This is a genomic window from Aeromicrobium chenweiae, assembly GCF_003065605.1.
GTDB lineage: Bacteria > Actinomycetota > Actinomycetes > Propionibacteriales > Nocardioidaceae > Aeromicrobium > Aeromicrobium chenweiae.
Genome location: NZ_CP026952.1, coordinates 1567134 through 1588088, shown reverse-complemented (window position 1 = coordinate 1588088; position 20955 = coordinate 1567134). Strand labels below are relative to the sequence as shown.

The 20955-nt window shown below is 70.6% G+C and carries 20 protein-coding genes; 8 read left to right on the top strand and 12 right to left on the bottom strand.

Translation table 11 applies throughout. The annotated features are described in order from the left end of the window. The first annotated feature begins 96 nt into the window (after positions 1 to 96). Positions 97 to 744: a potassium channel family protein gene (locus C3E78_RS07650; protein ID WP_235833729.1), complete on the top strand. Its 648-nt coding sequence runs from the start codon at positions 97 to 99 to the stop codon at positions 742 to 744. Continuing rightward, a complete protein-coding gene (locus tag C3E78_RS07645) occupies positions 744 to 1406 on the top strand; it encodes a potassium channel family protein (protein WP_108577726.1) in 663 nt (220 codons plus the stop codon). Before C3E78_RS07650 ends, C3E78_RS07645 begins: the two co-directional genes overlap by 1 nt. A 75-nt stretch (positions 1407 to 1481) precedes the next feature. Here the strand turns inward: C3E78_RS07645 and C3E78_RS07640 are convergent, their stop codons facing one another. From C3E78_RS07640 to dut, 4 genes are read right to left on the bottom strand one after another with little or no spacing between them, the layout of a single operon-like run. Further along, positions 1482 to 2141 carry a DUF3159 domain-containing protein gene (locus tag C3E78_RS07640; RefSeq protein ID WP_108577725.1) on the bottom strand — a complete coding sequence of 220 codons (660 nt, stop codon included), beginning with the start codon at positions 2139 to 2141 and terminating at the stop codon, positions 1482 to 1484. Positions 2142 to 2163: 22 nt separating this feature from the next. Beyond that, positions 2164 to 2514 carry an OB-fold nucleic acid binding domain-containing protein gene (locus C3E78_RS07635; protein WP_108577724.1) on the bottom strand — a complete coding sequence of 117 codons (351 nt, stop codon included), beginning with the start codon at positions 2512 to 2514 and terminating at the stop codon, positions 2164 to 2166. A 9-nt stretch (positions 2515 to 2523) separates the two neighbouring features. Beyond that, positions 2524 to 3159, bottom strand: coding sequence for a DUF3710 domain-containing protein (locus tag C3E78_RS07630; RefSeq protein WP_108577723.1), 636 nt, complete (start codon positions 3157 to 3159; stop codon positions 2524 to 2526). Then, on the bottom strand, positions 3159 to 3626 hold the full coding sequence (dut, locus tag C3E78_RS07625; RefSeq protein ID WP_108577722.1) for a dUTP diphosphatase: 468 nt from the start codon (positions 3624 to 3626) through the stop codon (positions 3159 to 3161). Before dut ends, C3E78_RS07630 begins: the two co-directional genes overlap by 1 nt. Before the next feature lie 54 nt (positions 3627 to 3680). Here dut and C3E78_RS07620 point away from each other — a divergent pair, with 54 nt between their 5' ends. Continuing rightward, a complete protein-coding gene (locus C3E78_RS07620; protein WP_108577721.1) occupies positions 3681 to 4184 on the top strand; it encodes a DUF3093 domain-containing protein in 504 nt (167 codons plus the stop codon). After that, entirely contained in the window at positions 4168 to 4605 is a 438-nt protein-coding gene (locus C3E78_RS07615; RefSeq protein WP_108577720.1) for a DUF4235 domain-containing protein, read from the top strand. Before C3E78_RS07620 ends, C3E78_RS07615 begins: the two co-directional genes overlap by 17 nt. Here the strand turns inward: C3E78_RS07615 and C3E78_RS07610 are convergent. The 3 genes from C3E78_RS07610 to C3E78_RS07600 form a co-directional block, all read right to left on the bottom strand. Then, positions 4580 to 4879, bottom strand: a complete 300-nt coding sequence (locus C3E78_RS07610; RefSeq protein WP_108577719.1) for a DUF4193 domain-containing protein — start codon at positions 4877 to 4879, stop codon at positions 4580 to 4582. The genes C3E78_RS07615 and C3E78_RS07610 overlap by 26 nt on opposite strands. 63 nt (positions 4880 to 4942) lie before the next feature. After that, entirely contained in the window at positions 4943 to 5734 is a 792-nt protein-coding gene (locus C3E78_RS07605; protein ID WP_108577718.1) for an inositol monophosphatase family protein, read from the bottom strand. Beyond that, entirely contained in the window at positions 5731 to 6792 is a 1062-nt protein-coding gene (locus C3E78_RS07600; protein ID WP_108577717.1) for a ferrochelatase, read from the bottom strand. The genes C3E78_RS07605 and C3E78_RS07600 overlap by 4 nt, the downstream gene beginning before the upstream one ends. 53 nt (positions 6793 to 6845) lie before the next feature. Here C3E78_RS07600 and C3E78_RS07595 point away from each other — a divergent pair, with 53 nt between their 5' ends. Both C3E78_RS07595 and C3E78_RS07590 read left to right on the top strand, forming a co-directional pair. Next, positions 6846 to 8021, top strand: coding sequence for an MFS transporter (locus C3E78_RS07595; protein ID WP_108577716.1), 1176 nt, complete (start codon positions 6846 to 6848; stop codon positions 8019 to 8021). A gap of 46 nt (positions 8022 to 8067) precedes the next feature. Then, the gene (locus C3E78_RS07590) at positions 8068 to 11457 is read left to right on the top strand and encodes a bifunctional proline dehydrogenase/L-glutamate gamma-semialdehyde dehydrogenase (protein ID WP_108577715.1); all 3390 of its coding nucleotides are present in this window, start codon (positions 8068 to 8070) and stop codon (positions 11455 to 11457) included. A 164-nt stretch (positions 11458 to 11621) separates the two neighbouring features. Here the strand turns inward: C3E78_RS07590 and C3E78_RS07585 are convergent, their stop codons facing one another. After that, a complete protein-coding gene (locus tag C3E78_RS07585) occupies positions 11622 to 12242 on the bottom strand; it encodes a trimeric intracellular cation channel family protein (RefSeq protein ID WP_108577714.1) in 621 nt (206 codons plus the stop codon). 119 nt (positions 12243 to 12361) lie between these two features. On the opposite strand from C3E78_RS07585, the gene sepH reads away from it, so the two are divergent. Then, a complete protein-coding gene (sepH, locus tag C3E78_RS07580) occupies positions 12362 to 13327 on the top strand; it encodes a septation protein SepH (protein ID WP_108577713.1) in 966 nt (321 codons plus the stop codon). Between the two features lie 9 nt (positions 13328 to 13336). Here the strand turns inward: sepH and C3E78_RS07575 are convergent, their stop codons facing one another. The 4 genes from C3E78_RS07575 to C3E78_RS07560 are packed head-to-tail and all read right to left on the bottom strand — an operon-like array spanning position 13337 to position 18375. Continuing rightward, complete coding sequence (locus tag C3E78_RS07575; protein WP_108577712.1) at positions 13337 to 13990, bottom strand: thymidine kinase; 654 nt, start codon at positions 13988 to 13990, stop codon at positions 13337 to 13339. A gap of 19 nt (positions 13991 to 14009) precedes the next feature. Then, on the bottom strand, positions 14010 to 15119 hold the full coding sequence (locus tag C3E78_RS07570) for an alkaline phosphatase family protein (RefSeq protein ID WP_235833715.1): 1110 nt from the start codon (positions 15117 to 15119) through the stop codon (positions 14010 to 14012). After that, a complete protein-coding gene (locus C3E78_RS07565) occupies positions 15116 to 15682 on the bottom strand; it encodes a DUF5998 family protein (RefSeq protein WP_108577711.1) in 567 nt (188 codons plus the stop codon). Before C3E78_RS07565 ends, C3E78_RS07570 begins: the two co-directional genes overlap by 4 nt. Next, positions 15682 to 18375, bottom strand: coding sequence for a bifunctional acetate--CoA ligase family protein/GNAT family N-acetyltransferase (locus C3E78_RS07560; RefSeq protein ID WP_108577710.1), 2694 nt, complete (start codon positions 18373 to 18375; stop codon positions 15682 to 15684). Before C3E78_RS07560 ends, C3E78_RS07565 begins: the two co-directional genes overlap by 1 nt. A gap of 98 nt (positions 18376 to 18473) precedes the next feature. Between C3E78_RS07560 and C3E78_RS07555 the strand changes: the two genes are divergently transcribed. Then, positions 18474 to 20954, top strand: a complete 2481-nt coding sequence (locus tag C3E78_RS07555) for a DNA gyrase/topoisomerase IV subunit A (protein WP_108577709.1) — start codon at positions 18474 to 18476, stop codon at positions 20952 to 20954. Position 20955: the final 1 nt, after the last annotated feature.

Below are 20955 nucleotides of genomic sequence, written 5' to 3'. Positions count from 1 at the left end.
GAGAGATGATGCTAGACCTCACATGGGCACACCACCGGCTGGCGTGCGCAGGTGGCGCTTTCCCGGTGTAGCGTCGCCTGCGTGCACATCGTGATCATGGGTTGCGGACGGGTCGGATCGACCCTCACGCGGAGCCTCGAGCAACGCGGCCACACCACCGCCGTCATCGACACGAACCCCGACGCCTTCCGTCGTCTGGGTCCGGCTTTCAGCGGCATCACGGTCACCGGGATGGGCTTTGACCGCGAGGTCCTGAAGAAGGCCGGCATCGAGCGGGCCGACGCCTTCGCGGCCGTCTCCAGCGGTGACAACTCCAACATCATCTCGGCCCGCGTCGCCCGCGAGCAGTTCAAGATCGAGAACGTCGTCGCCCGCATCTACGACCCGGGACGCGCCGAGGTCTACGAGCGCCTGGGCGTGCCCACGGTCGCCACGGTGCCCTGGGCGGCCGACCAGGTGCTGCGCCGACTCCTCCCCGCCGGGTCCGAGCCGGCCTGGCGCGACCAGTCCGGCGACGTGCGCCTCGACCTCGTCTACGCCCCGTTCAGCTGGGTCGGTCATCGGATCGCCGAGCTGGAGGCGGCCGCAAGCGTCCGCGTGGCGTACCTGACGCGCCTCGGCAGCGGCCTCATCGCCAAGCCGGACACCGTGATCCAGGAGGGCGACTACCTGAGCCTGTTCATGCTCGAGTCGACCGCGGACAGCTCCCACGCCATTCTCGATGCAGGACCGGAGGCCGACTGATGCGCGTCGTGATCGCGGGTGCCGGCGCCGTGGGGCGCTCGATAGCCCAGGAGCTCATCGGCAACGGCCACTCGATCCTGCTGATCGACAAGTCCCCGGCCTCGATCCGCGCCGAGATGGTGCCCGAGGCCCAGTGGCTGCTCGCTGACGCCTGCGAGCTGTCCTCGCTCGAGGAGGCCCAGCTCGAGTCCTGCGACGTGGTGATCTCGGCGACCGGCGACGACAAGGCCAACCTGGTCATCTCGCTGCTGGCCAAGACCGAGTTCGCGGTGCCGCGCACCGTGGGCCGCGTCAACCACCCGAGCAACGAGTGGCTGTTCAGCGAGTCGTGGGGCGTCGACGTCTCGGTGTCCACCCCGCGCCTGATGTCGGCGCTGGTCGAGGAGGCCGTCACGGTCGGTGACCTCGTGCGGCTGTTCACCTTCCGGCAGAGCAACACGACGCTGGTCGAGCTGACGATGCCCGCCAACTCCCCGTACGTCGGCACGCGGGTGTGCGACGTGCCCTGGCCCTCGGACGTCGTCCTGGTGGCGATCCTGCGCGACAACTCGATCCAGACGCCGGACGCCGACCGTTCACTGGAGTCCGGTGACGAGCTGCTGTTCGTGACGCCCACCGAGGCCGAGGACCACCTCGGGGAGCTCCTCTCCCCCAAGCACTGACCCCCAACCCAGATTTGCGGGGTCCTGCACGGTTTCCTCCCCGCGAAAGCGTGCAGGAGTCTGCAAATCTGGGTTTCAGTCGTCGAGGGTGATCGGCGTGCGGTTGCGGCTGAGCAGCCACGCCATCAGGGCGAACGCCGCCAGCTGCAGGGGCCAGCCCAGGACGATCTTGGACACCCCGAGCAGGCCGATCTGGTGGTCCAGCCACAGCGGCAGCTGCACCGCGACGCGGATGACGCACGGCAGCGCGAGGATCCAGGTCAGGTGTGAGCACAGCCGCACCATCGCCTTGTCCGCGTGCCACGCGGTGGCGTCGCCCGTGACGGAGCCGACCATGAAGCCGACGATCGGCCAGCCGACGAGGATCGTCAGGATGATGACCACCGCGTACCCGCTGTTGTAGATCAGTCCGGGCGTGAACACCGCGCGCGCGACGTCCTCCTCCGAGCCACCGGACTTGGAGGCGCGGTACGCGAAGGCCGCCCCGATGCCGATGCCGACCAGTGCGTTGAGGACGAACTGGGTCGTGGACCGCTGCAGCACGCGGACGACCAGCAGGGCGGCGGTGACGGCGATGCTGGCGATGAGCGAGAGCCTGATGTCGTCGCTGACGAGGAAGCAGACCGTGAACAGCGCGGTCGGCACGGCGCTCTCGACGATGCCGCGGCGTCCTCCGAGGGCGCGCGCGAGCTGGGCGCGGACCACCTGCTCGACGGTCGCCTCGGTGCTGGTCATCGGTGGTCGCAGTGGCCGGGGCTCACGCGTCGAGCTCGTACCGGGGGTTGTAGATGACCCGGGTCGTGCCACGCATGCCGACGCGGCCGAACGCCTTCAGCTTGCGGCCGGCGGCGACGCCCTCGATCTTGCGACGTCCGAGCCAGATGAGAGTGACGCTGTCGGACCCGTCGTACAGCTCGGCCTCGAGGGCCGTGACGCCATCGACCGGACGGAGGGTCACACAGCGCAGGACGCCGTGGATCGTGACGACCGCGCGGTCGGGCACGGTGGAGATGAGCTTGCAACCTGCCTTGGCTGCGTCGCTCTTGAGCTCGCCCGCCTCCTGGTTGTCCGAGGACAGGCGCTCGAGCGTCCTGCTGATGCGTCCCATGCTCAAATCCTACTCGTCGTCCAACACGACGGTGTCGCTCGAAGGAGGCGTCAGCAGCAGCGCCTCGCGCAGGAGCTTGGGCTCGCTGCCGCGGACGACGATGACGTCGCGAAGGGCGTCCATGAGCAGGCCGTCGTCCTTGGGGTTCAGGCCCGCGTCGCCGAGGAACGTGGCCCGCAGGAGCCAGCGGGGACCCTCGATGCCGATGATCCGGCTGGGCTGGAAACCCTCCTCGCCCTCGACCTGGACGGGCACGCGCACGTGCAGCTCGGGGCCGAAGGGGCCGTCGACCTGCTCGCACTGGCCGTTGAGCCGCTCGACCTCGAGGATCAGGTCGTCGCGGACCTCGTCCCACAGGCCACCGGACTTGTTGGCCGCGAACGCCCGCAGCTCGAGCGCGGAGTCGTCGGTGACGAAGACGACCGAACCGATCTCGTCGCTCTCGTCGACCGGCATCTCGAGGTTCAGGCCGAGGCGCACCTTGACCTGCAGGGCGCCCAGGTCGACGTACGCCGGGTCGTCGCCCGGTGACCTCTCGCTGGAGTCCCACGGACCGAGGTGCCGTACGCCCTCGACCGGCTGGACCTCGGTGACCTGCTCGTCCTGCGCCTCGTCGGACTGCTTCTTGCGGCGGCGGAGTGCCATCAGCTGCTCTCTCGTTGGATGTCGGCGGTCGCGTGACCGCCGGTTGAACCGTAACCCCCGGCGCCGCGGACCGACTCCGGCAGAGCGTCCGCCTCGACGAACGCGACCCGCTCGACCCGCTGGATGACGAGCTGGGCGATCCGGTCGCCCCGGCTCAACGTGATCCGCTGCGACGGGTCGTGGTTGACGAGGAGGACCTTGATCTCTCCACGGTAGCCCGCATCGATCGTGCCCGGCGTGTTGACGATCGACAGCCCGAGACGCAGGGCGAGGCCCGAACGGGGATGCACGAACGCCGCGAGGCCCTCGGGCAGCGCGAGGGCGATCCCGGTGGCGACGAGCGCACGCTCACCCGGCTCGAGCTCGACGTCGATCGTCGTGACCAGGTCGGCGCCGGCATCACCGGGATGGGCGTACACGGGGAGCGGCACCCCGGGGTCGAGCCGCGTGACGGTCACGTCGAACATGGGTGCGACCCTACCTGCGTCGCGTCCACGATCGGCATGAGGCAAGGTTGAACCGTGACGACATACCGCGAGCGCCTGACCGCCCCGATCTCCTGGTGGCTGGCCGCGCTCGGCTTTGCCGTCGTGTGGGGATGGATCATGCTCATCGCGACGAACTGGCCCATCGCGATCGTGGTGGCCGTCGTGGTCGCCGCCGCCGACCTGTACCTCGTCTGGCGCTACGGCTCGACGCTCGTCTCGGTGACTCCCGAGGGCCTGCACGTCGGCGCCGCCCACCTGGAGGCCGCGCACGTCGGCGAGGTGACCCCGCTGGACCGTGCGGCGTACCGCACCCGTCTCGGCACCGGTGCCGACGCCCGGGCGTACCTGGTCACCCGGCCCTACCTCGACCACGGCGTGACCGTGGGTGTGGCCGACCCGAGCGACCCCACTCCGTACTGGCTCATCTCGAGCCGGCACCCCGAGGCCCTCGCCGCGGCGCTGGGCTCCCCCACCCAGGCGCCGCAGAAGCCGGCCCACGACCCGATCGGAGACCCGTCCCGTGGCGAAGAAGCGTAAGAAGGCGACCCTCGCCCAGGAGGCGGCCCGCACCCCCAACACCAAGGCCCCCGGCCGCGGCACGTGGCGGGTCATGGACAAGGGGTCCTCGGTCGTCGCCGGCCTGCTCGCCCAGCGGGCGTCCGCCATCGCGTGGCGCACCGTCACCGGCCGGAAGCCGCCCACCAGCGGCCGCCACCCCGAGGTCAGCACCCGCGAGGCCGTCGCCTGGGCGATGGTCGGCGGCGGGATCATCGAGCTGGTCAAGGTCGGCGTGCGACGTGGCACCGCGACCTACTGGGTGCGGTCGACCGGACAGCTCCCTCCCGGCATGAAGCCGCTGGTGAAGGCCCCGGGAACGACAAAGGAGCCGGCCCTTGCGGAACCGGCTCCCACTCAGTCGTCGACCCAGAAGGTCAGTCGGCGCAGTCGCGGCAGATGAGCATGCCGTTCTTCTCCGAGGCGAGCTGGCTTCGGTGATGCACCAGGAAGCACGACGAGCAGGTGAACTCGTCCACCTGCTTGGGCACGACCTGGACCGCCAGCTCCTCGTGGGAGAGGTCGGCTCCGGGCAGCTCGAATGACTCGGCCGCCTCGGTCTCGTCCTCGTCGACCTTGCCCGAGTTCTTCTCGTGCCGACGCGCCTTGAGCTCCTCGATGCTGTCCTCGGACTGCTCTTCTTCGGTCTTGCGTGGTGCGTCGTAGTCGGTAGCCATCAAATCTCCCTTTGTGCGGAACAACCGGCGTGATTGTTCCACACCTGTCCTAATTCTCCGCGGTCAGAACCCACAAGACCGCACGAGACCGAAATATTCCTCGGCCACCGCAGGGTGCGCGGACATCACCATGCGTTCATCCGGTCCTCCGTCGAGCCCGCTCACCACCAAGCCGGACTCGGTCGCGACGAGCGCTCCCGCGGCGTGGTCCCACAGGTGCAGCCCCTGCTCGAAGTACGCATCGTAGTGCCCCTCGGCGAGGGCGCACAGGTCGAGCGCCGCCGACCCGATGCGCCGGACATCGGCGACCTGGGGCAGGAACGAGGCCATCGCGGCGGCCTGCTTCGCGCGGATCTCCGGGATGTAGTGGAAGCCGGTCGCGACGAGGCCGCGGGCCGGCGCCGCGCCCTGCGGCGCGACGACTGCGCGTCGCTCGTCACCGTCGTGACGCCAGGCACCCTCCCCGCGCACGGCACCGTGCTCCTCACCCGAGGCGATGTTGACGACGTGGCCGGCGACGACCGTGCCGTCACGGCGGGCAGCGATCGAGACCGCGTACGCCGGGATGCCGTGGACGAAGTTGACCGTGCCGTCGATCGGGTCGACCACCCAGTCGACCCCGGATGTGCCGACGATGTCGTCGCCCTCCTCGCCGGCGAAGCCGTCGTCCGGTCGCGCGGAGAAGATGCGCTCGCGGATCAGGCGCTCGCACGCCCGGTCGATCTCGGTGACGACGTCGGTATCGCTGCTCTTGGTCGCCGCGACGTCGACGCGTCCCTCCGGACGGCTGCTGCGCACGAACTCGGCGGCCTCCAGCCCGACGGCGCGGGCGAGGTCGTACAGCTCCTGGCTCATGCGGTCATGTCCCCGACGCCACCGATCGTGGGCAGGGACGAGCGCGGGTTCAGGCAGCAGTCCGCGGGGCAGACGTCGTGCGACGGCGGCAGCTCACCGCACGACTTGCGATCCACGATCTCGCCGCGCTCGACGGCGGCCCGCTCGAGGAACAGGTCGCGCACCATGGCCACGAACTCCGGGTGGGCGCCCGGGGTGGCGGCCCGCACGTACCGCAGGCCGAGGCGCTCGGCCGTGGCCTTCGCCTCGGTGTCGAGGTCGTAGATGACCTCCATGTGGTCGGAGATGAAGCCGATCGGCACCACGACGACCGAGCTGACGCCGCTCGCCTTGAGCGCCTCGAGGTGGTCGTTGATGTCGGGCTCGAGCCACGGCACGTGCGGCGACCCCGAGCGCGAGCAGTAGGCCAGCGACCACTGGTCGGCGCCCGCTCCCGCAGCGACCTGCGCCGCGACGCTCTCGTGCTGGCGGACGTACATCTGGCGGCCCGGTCCCCCGCTGGCCTCGTTCATCGACGATGGGATCGAGTGGGTCACGAACACGACGTGCGTGTCGGCCGGCGCGCCCTGCAGGCCCGCGCGGGTCGCCTCGGTGAACGGGCCGACGAAGCCCGGGTGGTTGAAGTAGTGACGCAGACGGCTCAGGCCGATCTGCAGACCGCTGACCGCGTCGTACAGGTTCTCCCGGTACTGCCGGCAGCCCGAGTACGAGGAGTACGCGCTGGTGACGAAGCACGCCGCCCGCTGCACGCCGTCCGCGGCCATCTGCTCGGTCGCGTCGCGCAGGTAGGGGTCCCAGTTGCGGTTGCCCCAGTAGATCGGGACGTCCACGCCGTGGTCGGCGAAGTCCTTGCGCAGCGCGTCGAGCAGCTCGCGGTTGAGGCCGTTGATCGGCGAGCGTCCGCCGAACAGGAAGTAGTGCTGGCCGACCTCCTCGAGGCGTTCGCGTGGGATGCCTCGTCCGGCGGTCACGTTCTCGAGGAAAGGCACCACGTCGTCGGGCTTCTCGGGCCCTCCGAACGACACCAGCAGAAGCGCATCAAAGGGTCGGACATCCATGCGTCCATCTTCGCACCGGTATCGGTAGGGTGCTCGGGCTGGGAGGGACGGCCATGCTGACGACGTACCGCGACGTGTTGTCGCGACCTGGTGCTGCCCTCTTCTCCTTCACGGCACTCTGGTCGCGCCTCCCGCTGTCGATGGCGGGTCTCGGGATCGTGCTGCTGGTGCACGAGCGCGGCGGGTCGTACCGGGACGCCGGGATCATGTCCGCGGCCTACGTCCTCGCCGCAGCCGCGTTCGGACCGTTGCAGGGACGCCTGGCCGACCGGCTCGGTCAGGCGACGGTGCTGTGGAGCGTCGGCGCCCTGTACGCCACGGGCATCGGAGCGTTCCTGCTCGCGGTCGAGCAGGAGTGGTCGACGCCGTGGCCGCACGCGTGCGCCGTGCTGGCGGGCCTGGCGACACCCCAGACCGGCAGCATGGTCCGCGCCCGGTGGAACCACGTCATCACCGACCGCACCCAGCTCAACACCGCGTTCTCGATCGAGGCGATCGCGGACGAGGTCGTGTTCATCGTCGGACCGGTCCTCGTCACGTTCCTGACCCTGCAGGCGCCCGACGTCTCCGGGCTGATCTGCGCGGCCGCCGCTGCCCTGCTCGGCAGCTGGGCGCTGGCGCTGCAGCGGTCCAGCCAGCCTCCCGCGACGCCACGCGACACCCACGTCGGCCCGCCGCTGAACTGGACGTTCCTCGGTCCGATGGTGCTCGTCTCGGGCGCCCTCGGCATCGTCTTCGGCTCCGCGGAGGTCATCATCGCGGCGTTCACCGACGAGCAGGGACGGCCGGGTGCCGCCGGGTTCGTCCTGGCCGTCTGGGCGGCCGGCAGCCTGCTCGCCGGGATCGTCGTGGGCGCCCTCCCCCAGCCGGACCGGCCGCTGATCCGGCTCCGGCGCGCGATCCTCGTGCTGGGCGCACTGTTCGCGCCGCTGTGCTTCGTCACGAGCATCCCGGCCGTGGCGATCGGCGTGTTCCTCGGCGGGTTCATGATCTCGCCGACCCTCATCGCGATGGTCAACCTGATCGAGCGGGAGGTGCCGCCCACGAGGCTCACCGAGGCCCTCACCTGGTCGACGACCGGCATGTCGGTGGGGGTCGCTCCGGGCGCTGCGGTGGCCGGAGCGGTGATCGACGCGCACGGTGCGTCGGCGGGGTTCCTCGTCCCGCTCGTGGCCGGTGTCGCGGGATCGGTCGTCGCGTGGAGCACGCACACGTCGTCCCACCCCTGATCCCGGGTGAAAACCCACCCACCAGGTCACTAAGGTGGGGCGCAACATGACCGACATCACTCTCGCCGATCGCAGCGTCGAGCTCGTCCACGCGTGGATCGACCCGGACCGTTCCCGCGGCCGCCGCCCGGATGCCGCGGCGGCACGCCTCGCGCAGCTCCTCAAGGACCCCCAGGGCCTGGAGTTCACGATCGGCTTCGTCGACCGCGTCGTCCGTCCCGACGACGTCCACGTCGCGGCACGCAACCTGCGCACGCTGGCCCGCAGCACCCCCGAGTTCCTGCCCGCCTCGCAGCGGTTCCTGCTCAAGCTCGGCGCCGTGACAGCCCTGGTCTTCCCGGGGCTCGTCGTCTCGATGGCGCGCCGGACCCTGCGCCGCATGGTCGGCCACCTCGTGGTCGACGCGCGCCCGCAGCAGCTGGGCCGGGCGATCCGCAAGCTCCGCGCCGGCGGGGACCGGCTCAACCTCAACCTGCTCGGCGAGGCGGTCCTCGGCGACGGCGAGGCAGCCCGGCGCCGTGACGGCACCCTGGAGCTGCTGGAGCGCGAGGACGTCGACTACGTCTCCATCAAGGTGTCCTCGGTCGCCAGCCAGCTCTCGATGTGGGCGTTCGACGAGTCCGTCACCCGCGTGGTCGAGCAGCTGATGCCGCTGTACGAGCGCGCCGCCGAGGGCGAGCCGACGTTCATCAACCTCGACATGGAGGAGTACAAGGACCTCGACCTGACCATCGCGGTCTTCACCACGATCCTCGACCGGTTCCCGGAGCTCGAGGCGGGCATCGTCCTGCAGGCGTACCTGCCGGACGCCCTCGGCGCGATGCAGGAGCTCCAGTCCTGGGCGACCGAGCGCCGCGCGGCCGGCGGTGCCGCGATCAAGGTCCGCGTCGTCAAGGGGGCGAACCTCGCGATGGAGCGGGTCGACGCCACCGTCCACGGCTGGCCGCTCGCGACCTGGCACACCAAGCGCGAGACCGACACCAACTACAAGCGGGTCCTGCACTGGGCTCTCACCCCCGAGCGGGTCGACGCCGTGCGCATCGGCGTCGCCGGGCAGAACCTGTTCGACATCGCGTACGCGTGGCTGCTCGCGGGTGACCGGGGCGTACGCGACGCGGTCGACTTCGAGATGCTGCTGGGCATGGACAGCAGCCCCGCGGACGCCGTGCGCGCCGACATCGGCCAGCTCCTGCTCTACACCCCGGTGGTCCGACCGAGCGAGTTCGACGTGGCCATCTCCTACCTGGTCCGGCGGCTCGAGGAGAACGCCAGCAGCGACAACTTCATGTCCGCCGCGTTCGAGCTGTCGACCAGCGCTGACCTGCTGGAGCGCGAGACGGAGCGGTTCCTGGAGTCCGTCAAGGGCCTCGACGAGTCCGTGCCGAAGCCCCACCGCGTCCAGGACCGGCTGAACGAGGTCGTCTCGCCGTACACCGACCGGTTCGTCAACACCCCCGACACCGACCCGTCCACCGAGGCGAACCGGGAGTGGGCCCGGCTCGCGCTGGCGCGCTCGACGTACACGCAGGTCGGCAACGAGACCATCCGCTCGAGCCAGGTGCCCGGGCCCGCGAGCCTCGAGACCGTCATCCAGGACACCCGCAAGGCGGCGAAGGCCTGGGAGGCCCGAGGCACCGAGGTGCGGGCGTGGATCCTGCACCAGGCCGCCGGCGCGCTGGCCGCACGGCGTGGCGACCTGGTCTCCGTCATGGCGGCCGAGGCGGGCAAGACCGTCGCGGAGGCCGACGTCGAGGTGAGCGAGGCGATCGACTTCGCCAACTACTACGCGGAGGCCGCGCGCCGGCTCGACGTGGTCGACGGCGCGGAGTTCGTGCCCGACACGCTGACGGTCGTGACCCCGCCGTGGAACTTCCCGGTCGCGATCCCGGCCGGGTCCGTGCTGGCCGCGCTCTCGGTCGGCAGCGGCGTCATCATCAAGCCCGCGCCGCAGACCCAGCGCTGCGCGGCCGTGATGGTCGAGGCGCTGTGGCAGGCCGGCGTGCCGCGCGAGGTGCTGCGCTACGTCACGATCGACGAGGGACCGCTCAGCAAGGCGCTCATCGCCCACTCCGACGTCGACCGGGTCATCCTGACCGGAGGCTGGGAGACCGCGCAGCTGTTCCGTTCGTGGCGGCCCGACCTGCCCCTGCTGGCCGAGACCAGCGGCAAGAACGCGATCGTCATCACCCCGAGCGCCGACATCGACCTCGCGGTCGCCGACCTCGTCAAGAGCGCGTTCGGCCACGCCGGACAGAAGTGCTCCGCCGCGAGCCTCGCGATCCTCGTCGGCTCGGTGGCGGAGTCCGAGCGGTTCGAGCGACAGCTCGTCGACGCCGTGGAGTCGCTCAAGATCGGCTACCCGCAGGACCCGCAGGTCACGATGGGCCCGGTCATCGAGCCGCCCCAGGGCAAACTGGCCGACGGGCTCACCCGCCTCGGCGACGGTGAGACGTGGCTCGTCGAGCCCCGTCAGCTCGGCTCGGACGCGCGGGTGTGGTCACCCGGCATCCGCACGGGCGTACGTCCCGGCAGCGAGTTCCACACCACCGAGTACTTCGGCCCGATCCTCGGCATCATGCACGCCCGCTCGCTGGAGCAGGCCATCGAGTGGCAGAACGCGACGGACTACGGCCTCACCGCCGGCATCCACTCGCTGGACGCGCACGAGGTCAACACCTGGATCGACACGGTCCAGGCCGGCAACCTCTACGTCAACCGCGGCATCACCGGTGCGATCGTGCAGCGTCAGCCGTTCGGCGGCTGGAAGCGCTCATCGGTCGGCACGACGGCGAAGGCGGGCGGGCCCAACTACCTGACCCACCTCGGCACGTGGAGCCCGCGGCCGCTGCGGGCGTCGCCCGACAAGCTCGACCTGTCCCCAGCCGTCGTCGCCGTGCTCGAGGCCGCCGCGCCCGCGCTGACTCCCGCGCAGCTCCGCGACCTCGAGGCCGCCGCGGCGTCCGACCACGTCGCGTGGACCCGTGAGTACGGCGTCGCCAAGGACGTCTCGCAGCTCGGCGTCGAGCGCAACGTGTTCCGCTACGTCCCCGTGCCGGTGACGATCCGGTTCGACGGCTTCCTGCCCGAGCTGGTCCGCGTCCTGCTCGCGGCCGCACGCACGGGCGCTCCGATCGAGGTCAGCTCCCGGACACCGCTGCCGGACGGGCTCGCACCGGACGCACGGATCGAGACCCAGGCGGTCTGGCTGGCGTACGCCGCGCGCACCCGCCCGTCGCGCATCCGCCTCGTCGGCACCGATGCGAAGGAGCTCGCGGCGGCCGTCGACGGCCACCCCGACGTCGCGATCTACTCGGGCGCGGTCACGCCGTCCGGCCGGGTCGAGGCGCTCCCGTTCCTGCAGGAGCAGGCCATCTCGATCACGAACCACCGCTTCGGCAACCACGACGCCGAGTTCGCCCACGTCCTCCCCCGCTGACGAGTCACGCACGGACGCCGACGAGTCACTCACGGATACTGAGGAGTCACGCACGGATACTGAGGAGTCACGCACGGATTCCGTACGTGACTCCTCGACGGTCATACGCGACTCGTCAGCGGTCATACGTGACTCGTCGGCGGTTGTACGTGACTCGTCGGCGATCAGACGTGGGTGGTGCCGGGCGGGAGGGGCGCTGACCAGCCGCGCTGGAGCGCGACCACCCGCCAGACCAGGCACACCGCCCCAGCCAGGACGTACCACCACTGCGACCAGTCCTGGTGGTGCACGACGCTGGCGATCAGCGCGCCCGCGAACGCCGGCGTCGCGTACAGCTCGCCCCTGAAGACGACCGGCACCCGGCCCGAGGCGACGTCACGCATCATGCCGCCGCCGATGCCGGTCAGCATGCCCAGCGCGGACGCCGACAAGACGTTGAGCCCGGCCTCCTCCGCGATGGCCGCGCCGGTGACGCAGAACAGCGAGAGCCCCAACGCGTCCAGGAGCATGATCTCGCGCTCCCGCCGGCCGAAGGTCGGGTGGAACGCGAACACGACCAGCGACGTGAGGAACGGGACCACCAGGTAGCGCCAGTCCTCCAGCGCCGCAGGCGGCACCGCACCGATCAGCAGGTCTCGCAGCACGCCGCCGCCGAGCCCCGTGATCATCGCGAGGACGGCGACGCCGAACACGTCCAGCTCCTTGCGGACACCCACCAGGGCACCGGTCGAGGCGAACACGGCGATCCCCGCCAGATCCAGGATCAGCAGCAAGGTGTCCGACACATCGACGACGCTAGCGTGTACCGGCGCGTCGCGGCACAATCGGTCGTCGCGCACCTACGATTGAGGTTGAACGCTTCGTGTGACGCCCACGCGGAGTCGTCGACAGCGGAGGCGATGACATGCGTGATCTCAATCTCGTGAGATTGAGTGAGGACCGACGGTTCCTCGTCGCACGCGACATCACCACCGGCGAGCAGTACCGCATCCCCGCGGACCACCGGCTCACCGCGCTGATCGGCCCGTCCCCCCGCTCTGGGAGCACCCCCGGCCAGTTGGAGATCCGCATGGAAAGCTCACTCAGCCCGCGCGACATCCAGTCCCGGATCCGCCGCGGCGAGTCCCCGCAGTCGGTCGCCGACTCCGCCGGGGTGCCCGTCACGCAGATCGAGGGCTTCGCCGGTCCGGTGCTCGCCGAGCGCGAGTTCATGTGCGAGCAGGCCCGCAAGACCGTGATCCGCCGCAAGCACATCGGCGGCGCCGGCATCCTGCTCGGCACCCTCATCGCCGAGAACATCGCCGGCGACGGAGGCGTGCCCGAGGAGGCCGAGTGGGACTCCTGGCGCCGTGAGGACGGACGCTGGACCGTGCTCGTGACCCCGCACGGACAGGCCGAGCCCGCGACGTTCGTCTTCGACGTCAAGAGCCGCTACGTCGTCCCGGCGGACCAGCAGGCCCACGACCTCGTCGGTGACGTCGCCCATCCCGACTCGACCGACATGGCCATCGCGGACGCCGTGCGCGCCGCGGCCCCCGCCCCGACCGTGGAGCCCCAGGCCGAGGCCCCGGCACCGGCCGCCCCGGTCGTGGAGATCCCCGAGCCCCTGCAGCCCATCGAGCACGCCGCACTGTCCGCGGTGTCCTCGCTGAAGGAGGCCCGCGACCGTCGCGCCCAGGAGCAGCTGGCGCTGGAGGAGACCGAGGCCGTCGCCGACAGCCCGGCCACCGAGACCGAGCGCGACGACTTCGAGCACTCCCTCGAGCACGACGTCGCCGTGCCCGACACGATGGGCCCCCGCAAGAAGCGTCACGAACGACGTCGCGTCCCCAGCTGGGACGAGATCATGTTCGGCGACAAGAACGACTGAGCGCTCGGCTCACTCGAACGGCAGGACGTCCGGCGACAGCGCCGCGGCCTGCGCCGTGGCCGCCGTCATGCGGCGCCGGTGGTGACGCCGGCACAGCACCTCGTAGCCCACCTGCCGCGCGGGACGCTCAGGCGCGTCCACGTCACCGACGACGATGACCTCGCCCTCGGTGACCATGACGCCGTCCTCGGTGCGCGCGTTGTGCGTGGCGCGCTTGCCGCACCAGCACAGCGCCTCCACCTGGAGCGTGTTGACGCGGTCGGCCAGCTCGGTCAGCCGCAGCGACCCGGGGAACATCTTGGTGCGGAAGTCCGTGAGGATCCCGAACGCGAAGATGTCGATCGCCAGCTCGTCGGTGATCTTGGCCAGCTGGTCGATCTGCTCGACGGTGTAGAACTGCGCCTCGTCGCACACGAAGTAGTCGATGCGGCCACCATGGGTGAGCTCGCCGACCGTGAACTGCCAGAAGTCGAACGTGTCGTCGACCTCGATCGCGGGCACCGACAGCCCGAGCCGGCTCGACAGGGTCGCGGTCCCGGCGCGGTCGTGCGAGGTGAACACGCGCCCCACCCGGCCGCGGGCCCGGTGGTTGTGGTCCATCTGCAGCGCGAGCGTGCTCTTGCCGCAGTCCATCGTGCCGGAGTAGAAGTTCAGGTCTGCCACGGCCACCATCCTGTCGGGGTCACGGTGCGACGAGCACCGGGATGCGGAGCTCGGCCTCGGTGACCGAGCCGTGGAACCCGGTCATCTTCAGCTCGATGCCGAACTCCCGGGACGAGAACACCGCGAAGTCGCCGAGGGACGCGACGACGACGTCACCGATCCGCCCACGGACGTCCGTCCCGATGGGTCCGAACCAGTCCTCGAGGCCGTCCTGGGTGCGGACGATCGCCCGGTCCCCCAGCGTCTCGCGCCAGCGTGCGGCGACGTCCTCCGCCGCTCCGGGCCGCGTGTAGAGGTGGCGGAACCGCGCCTCACCGGCCAGGAGCGAGACGTCGTCCAGCAGCCGCGGCTCGGCATGGACGTCGAAGCGTCCCTCCATGGGCAGGTCGATCATCCCGTGGTCGGCGGTGACGATCAGCGTCGTGTCGCGGGGCAGCTCGTCGCGCAGCTGCATGAGCTCGGTGTCGATCGTGGTGAGCATCGTGCGCCAGTCCTCGGACTCGCAGCCCTTGCCGTGGCCTGTGTGGTCGAGGCGCGACTCGTACGCATAGGTGACCGACCGCGGCGCGGACTCGATGACGTCCACCACGACGTCGAGACGCTCGTAGATCGAGTTGATGCCGTGGAAGGGCACACCGCGCTGGCTGCAGACCGTCAGGCCCGTGCCCTCGAACTTCGCGTCGTTGACCGACGAGGCGGAGATGCCCGCCTCCAGGAGGCGCTGCAGGACGGTCGGGTACGGCTGCCAGGCGCGGGGGTCGACCGGCTGGTCCCACTTCAACGCGTTCATGCGGCGGCCCGTCTCGGGCACGCGCGAGGTGTAGCCGACCATGCCGTGCTGCCCGGGACGCAGACCCGTGCCGAGCGAGGTCAGGCTCGTGACGGTGGTCGACGGGACGCCGCACACGACGTCCTCGACGTTGGTCAGCGAGGACAGGAACGGCGCCGCGTCCGCGTTGCTGCGCAGGAGCTCCAGACCGAGGCCGTCGACGAGGAACACGACGTAGCGCTGCGACTCGGGCAGCCCGAGCGTGTTGGCGAAGCCGTCGACCCCGAGTGCGGCACCGACCGAGGGCATCACCTGGTCGATCGTGCGGCGCCCTGCGAGCCCCGGCGCAGCCTGCGTCACGACGTCCGACCGGCCGTGGCCGCCGACAGGGTGCGAGCGAACGCGAGCAGGCGCTCGACCGCGGCCCCGCCGTCGCCGGCCGCGGCGAGCCGCAGCGAGAAGTCGTCGCCGGTCAGGCTGCCGGAGTATCCGTGGTCGGCCTCGCACTCGGGGTCCGAGCACCGGGCCGGCTCGAGCTCGACGCGGGACACGGCGCCCCACCCGATCGTCAGCAGAGCCTCCTCGAGCTGCTTGGAGTTCGAGGTCACCATCCGGGTCACCACGACCGAGCGCACCTGATCGAGCGCGACGGCCTCGGACGTGGTCGACGTGTAGGGCTTGGGCAGCAGGTCGTCGCCGGGGTGCTCGTCGGTGTGGACGAGGATCAGGCGGCTGGTCGTCAGGGCCAGCACCGTCATGTGCCGGCGGATCTCGTCGCGGTCGAACGTGGGCTCGTGGTGCAGCACGTAGCCGGTGACGACCTCGTCGGCGAGCGCGTCACGCAGACCCTCGGCGACGATCTCGGGGTAGTAGCCGCTGCGGGAGACCTCATCGAACAGGGCGCGCGTCTGGTCGGTGGTCATCACGTCAGCGTATCTCCCGAGGCTGCCGGCTGGCTGAGCCGCCGGACGTACCACTCGCCGCGGCGGTCCGCCGTCGGCATGATCTTGGCGCGCGCGCTCAGCGCGGTGTACCCGTCGCCGTGCACCGAGACCGGCTCGAGGTCGAGCTCGGCGACCTCCGGCAGGTCGTCCTTCATCGCCGCGAGGCGCACGATGATCTCCTGCAGCGCGTCGACGTCGACCGCGTCCGAGCCGCGATAGCCGTACAGCAGGGGTGCGGACTTGAGGTCGCGGATCATCCCCTCGGCGTCGAGGTCGGTCAGCGGCGGGATGCCGTACGACCGGTCGCCCAGCAGCTCGCTCGGCGCTCCGGCGAGGCCGAACGAGACGAGCGGACCGAACAGCGGGTCCTCGGTGACGCTGAACGACACGTGGATGCCGTCGGGCGCGACGCGCTGCACGAAGAACTTGGTGTCCTTGCGCATGCCGGTCCACCCGGTGAGCTCGTCCCACGCCTCGCCCATCTCGTCGGCGTCACGGATGCCGCGCCAGATGTGGGCGATGTCGGGACGGCTGCGCAGGTGCTCGCTGCCGGCCTTGAGGACGACGTCCCAGCCCAGCTTCTCGCCGGCCGCGATCGCCTCGTCGCGGTCGTGGACGTTGATCCAGGGCAGCAGGTCGATGCCGTAGCAGGCCAGCAGCGTGTGGACCTGCTCCGTGGACAGGATCGCGCCGCGAGGAGCCGCCTTGAGGACGTCCTGGACGAGCGCGCGGGCGTCGCCGGTGCGGTGGTCCATCGCGAGGTGGAACTCGCCGTGGTCGCGAGCGGCCCACTCGGCGTAGTTGACCACGCGGGCCAGCGCGCGGACGGCCGACTCCGGCGCGGCGTACGACGGGACGGACCCGCGGCCCGCGGAGCCGCCGAGCAGGTCGGGCACGCGCAGCAGCACCGGGACACCCTCGCTGCCGAGGAACGTGGACACGATGGGTTTGTCGGACTGTTCACCGACGGCGGCGAGGACGTTGGCGACCTCCTCGCCGCTGGTGTTGAGCGGTGGGATGTAGACCGCGACGAGCGCGTCGATGTCGGGGTTGGCGATCGCGTTCTCGATCGCGATCTCGAAGTCGTCGGCGTTCGCGTCGGCGCCCAGGGGCACCGGATCGCTGACCCGGAGACCGGCGGCGGCAGCGGCGTCGGCGACGATCAGCGCGACCGCGTCGGAGTTGCCGACGATCGAGATGCGGTTGCCGCGCGGCAGCGGCTGGTGCGCGAGCAGCTGGGCCACGTCGAACATCTCGTCCAGCGTGTCGACCTGGATGACGCCGGCCTGCCGGAACATCGCGTCGACCGCGGACTGCGGGGCGGACGTCCGCGCGACGGTGTGGCCGACCGGGACGCCCTGCGTGGAGCGGCCGGACTTGACCGCGACGATCGGCTTGGTGCGGGACACGCGACGGGCGATGCGGGAGAACTTGCGGGGGTTACCGATCGACTCCAGGTACAGCAGGATGACCTCGGTCGCGTCGTCCTCCTGCCAGTACTGCAGCAGGTCGTTGCCCGAGACGTCGGCACGGTTGCCGGCGGACACGAACGTCGAGAGGCCGAGTCCACGGCGCGACACCGACTCCAGGATCGCGGTGCCGAGGGCGCCGGACTGGCAGAAGAACCCGACACGTCCTTGGGGCGGCATCGACGGCGAGAGCGAGGCGTTGAGCTGCAGGTCCGGGGCGGTGTTGATGATGCCCAGGCAGTTGGGGCCGACCAGGCGCAGTCCGTACGACCGGCTGAGGCCCAGCAGGGCACGCTGCCGCTGGCGCCCCTCGGGACCCTCCTCGGCGAAGCCGGCCGAGATGACGATGAGGCCGTGGACGCCCTTGGCGGCGCAGTCGAGGACGACGTCGTTGACCGACTCGGCCGGGACCGCGACGATCGCGACGTCCACCTCGCCTGGAATGTCCTGGACGCGCTTGTACGCCGGCAGCCCGGACACGGCCTCGGCCTGGGAGTTGACCGCGTAGACGCTGCCGGAGAAGTCGCCGAGCACCAGGTTGCGGACCATCGCCTGGCCGATCGAGTCCTGCCGACGGCTGGCGCCGATCACCGCGATGCTGCGGGCGCGGAAGATGCGCTCGATCGAGGCCGCCTCGGCGCGCTGCTCGCGGGCGCGCATCACGCCGATGGCCATGTCGGTGGGCTCGGTCTCGAAGATCAGACGCTGCACGCCGTCCTCGATCATGCCCTCGATCTTGTAGCCCATCTCGCGGAAGATCTGCTGCATGCGGGCGTTGGACGGCAGCACGTCCGCGATGAACCGGCGGATCCCGCGCTCGCGCCCGGCCTGCGCGAGGTGCTCCAGCAGCAGCTGGCCGACCCCGCGCCCCTGGTGGGCGTCCTCGACCAGGAAGGCGACCTCGGCCTCGTCGTCACCGACCGCGTCGTAGCGACCGACGCCGATGATCTCCGAGTGCAGGGTCACGACGAACGCGACCCGGCGGTCGTGGTCGACCGTCGTGAAGCGCTTGACGTCCTTCTCCGACAGCGTCGGATAGGGCGCGAAGAACCGGAAGTACTTGGACTCCTCGGAGACTCTGGAGTAGAACTCGACGAAGCGGTCTGCGTCCGCCTCGAGAATGGGCCGGAGCTGAGCGACACGACCGTCCCGGAGCAGGACGTCGGCCTCCCAGTGCTCGACGGGATGCACCTCGTTGGTCACAGTCCCAACCTATCGGGTCCGTGCACGGCGTGGCGGGGAGAGTCCGCAGGTCCGCACGGGGGAAAATGGTTGTTCACGTACGTCCAGGAGAGGAAGGCATGGCCCGCACCAGCAAGCAGGCTCCCGAGGAGGACTTCGAGGAGCACATCCTCGACACCGACGTCGGTGACGAGATGCGATCCAGCTTCCTCGAGTACGCCTACTCCGTCATCTACTCCCGCGCACTCCCCGACGCCCGCGACGGGCTCAAGCCGGTGCAGCGGCGCCTGCTCCACACGATGGACGACATGGGCCTGCGCAGCGACCGCGGCCACGTCAAGAGCGCCCGCCCGGTCGGCGAGGTCATGGGCCGGTTCCACCCGCACGGCGACAGCGCGATCTACGACGCCCTGGTCCGCCTCGTGCAGCCGTGGTCCCTGCGCCTGCCGCTGGCCAACGGGCACGGCAACTTCGGCTCGCAGGACGATCCGCCGGCCGCGATGCGCTACACCGAGATCCGCATGGACGCCGCCGCCGAGGCGATGACCGAGTCCATCAACGAGGACACGGTCGACTTCCGGCCCAACTACGACGGTCGCGAGATGGAGCCCGCCGTGCTCCCGGCGGCGCTGCCGAACCTCCTGGTCAACGGCGCCAGCGGCATCGCGGTCGGCATGGCCACCAACATCGCGCCGCACAACCTCATCGAGGTCGTGCAGGCCCTGCGCCACCTGATCAAGCACCCCAAGGCCGATCTGGACGACCTCATGCGGTTCATCCCGGGTCCCGACCTGCCCACCGGCGGCAAGATCGTCGGCCTGGAGGGCGTCCGCGACGCGTACGCGACCGGCAACGGCTCGTTCCGCATGCGCGCGTCGGCCCGCATCGAGAACGTGACGCCCCGCAAGAAGGGCATCGTCGTGACCGAGCTGCCCTACAACGTCGGGCCCGAGAAGGTCATCGAGGCGATCAAGAAGCTCGTCCAGGCCAAGAAGCTGCAGGGCATCTCGGACCTCAAGAACCTCACGGACCGTCACAAGGGCCTGAACCTGGTCATCGAGATCAAGAACGGGTTCATCCCCGAGACGATCCTCGAGCAGCTCTACAAGAGCACGCCGATGGAGACCTCGTTCGGCATCAACGCGGTCGCGCTGGTCGACGGCCAGCCCCGGACGCTCGGGCTCAAGCAGATGCTCGAGGTCTACCTCGAGCATCGCATCGACGTCGTGCGCCGGCGCACGACGTTCCGGCGCGGCAAGGCCGCCGACAGGCTCCACCTGCTGGAAGGCATGCTGCTGGCGCTGCTCGACATCGACGAGGTCATCCAGCTCGTCCGGTCCAGCGACAACCGCGGCGAGGCCAAGGAACGCCTCATGTCGGTGTTCGACCTGTCCGACCCGCAGGCGACGTACATCCTCGACCTGACGCTCGGCCGCCTGACCCGCTACGACCGCATCGAGGTGGAGAAGGAGATCGAGGACCTGCGCCGCACCATCGAGCAGCTCGACGCGATCCTCGGCGACGAGAGCCTGCTGCGCACGGTCGTGGGCGACGAGCTCAACGAGATGGCCCAGACGTTCGGCACCCCCCGTCGGACGGTCCTGCTGGAGTCGTCGGGCCAGACCGCGACGGCCGCGTCGCCGCTGGAGGTCGCGGACGACCCGTGCTGGGTGCTGCTGTCGGCGACGGGCCTGCTCGCCCGCACCTCGGACGACTCCCCGCTCGGCGAGGTCGATCGCCGGGTCAAGCACGACACGATCGTCTCGGTGGTCCGCACGACCGCCCGCGGCGAGGTCGGCGTCATCACGGCGTCCGGCATCGTCCGGCGCATCAGCGTCCTCGAGCTGCCCGGCCTGCCCCCGAGCGCCCACTCGCCCAACCTGCAGGGCGGGCTGCCGCTGAGCGAGGTCGCCGACCTCGACTCCCCCGCGCTCGCGCTGATGACGTTCGACGAGACCGGGCCGGGCATCGCCCTGGGCACGCGCCAGGGCATCGTCAAGCGGGTCAAGCCCGATCATCTCTCGCGCGACCAGTGGGAGCTCATCTCGTTGGCGGACGGCGACGCCGTCGTGGGCGCCACGTTGCTGACCACGGGTGACGAGCAGCTCGCGTTCGTCACGTCCGACGCGCAGCTGCTCTACTTCTCCGCCTCCCTCGTCCGCCCGCAGGGACGCTCCGGTGGCGGCGTCGCGGGCATCAAGCTGGGCGCGGGCCAGAAGGTCGTCTCGTTCGGCTCCGTCGCCGACGTCGACGATGCGTACGTCGTGACGGTCGCCGGGTCCTCCGACGCACTGCCCGGCACCCAGAACGGTGCGGTCAAGGTCAGCCCGCTGTCGATCTATCCCGCCAAGGGCCGGGCAACCGGCGGCGTCCGCTGCCAGCGGCTGCTCAAGGGCGAGGACGGTCTGCTGCTGGCGTGGGTCGGCGACGGCACCCCCATGGCGTGCGCCACGAGCGGGTCGGCGGTCGACCTGCCCCCCGTCAGCGACCGCCGCGACGGATCCGGCGTGCCGGTCGCGCAGCCCATCCTGGCCGTCGCCGGACCGCCCGCAGCGCGGCTCGGGGCCACCCTGGCGCAGGACCCCGACGTGGGAGACTGAG

Excerpts from the sequence above, each read along its gene's own strand:
- C3E78_RS07650 (WP_235833729.1), top strand. The coding sequence starts at position 97 with ATGGGTTGCGGACGGGTCGGATCGACCCTCACGCGGAGCCTCGAGCAA.
- C3E78_RS07645 (WP_108577726.1), top strand. The coding sequence starts at position 744 with ATGCGCGTCGTGATCGCGGGTGCCGGCGCCGTGGGGCGCTCGATAGCC.
- C3E78_RS07640 (WP_108577725.1), bottom strand. The coding sequence starts at position 2,141 with ATGACCAGCACCGAGGCGACCGTCGAGCAGGTGGTCCGCGCCCAGCTC.
- C3E78_RS07635 (WP_108577724.1), bottom strand. The coding sequence starts at position 2,514 with ATGGGACGCATCAGCAGGACGCTCGAGCGCCTGTCCTCGGACAACCAG.
- C3E78_RS07630 (WP_108577723.1), bottom strand. The coding sequence starts at position 3,159 with ATGGCACTCCGCCGCCGCAAGAAGCAGTCCGACGAGGCGCAGGACGAG.
- dut (WP_108577722.1), bottom strand. The coding sequence starts at position 3,626 with ATGTTCGACGTGACCGTCACGCGGCTCGACCCCGGGGTGCCGCTCCCC.
- C3E78_RS07610 (WP_108577719.1), bottom strand. The coding sequence starts at position 4,879 with ATGGCTACCGACTACGACGCACCACGCAAGACCGAAGAAGAGCAGTCC.
- C3E78_RS07605 (WP_108577718.1), bottom strand. The coding sequence starts at position 5,734 with ATGAGCCAGGAGCTGTACGACCTCGCCCGCGCCGTCGGGCTGGAGGCC.
- C3E78_RS07600 (WP_108577717.1), bottom strand. The coding sequence starts at position 6,792 with ATGGATGTCCGACCCTTTGATGCGCTTCTGCTGGTGTCGTTCGGAGGG.
- C3E78_RS07595 (WP_108577716.1), top strand. The coding sequence starts at position 6,846 with ATGCTGACGACGTACCGCGACGTGTTGTCGCGACCTGGTGCTGCCCTC.
- C3E78_RS07590 (WP_108577715.1), top strand. The coding sequence starts at position 8,068 with ATGACCGACATCACTCTCGCCGATCGCAGCGTCGAGCTCGTCCACGCG.
- sepH (WP_108577713.1), top strand. The coding sequence starts at position 12,362 with ATGCGTGATCTCAATCTCGTGAGATTGAGTGAGGACCGACGGTTCCTC.
- C3E78_RS07565 (WP_108577711.1), bottom strand. The coding sequence starts at position 15,682 with ATGACCACCGACCAGACGCGCGCCCTGTTCGATGAGGTCTCCCGCAGC.
- C3E78_RS07555 (WP_108577709.1), top strand. The coding sequence starts at position 18,474 with ATGGCCCGCACCAGCAAGCAGGCTCCCGAGGAGGACTTCGAGGAGCAC.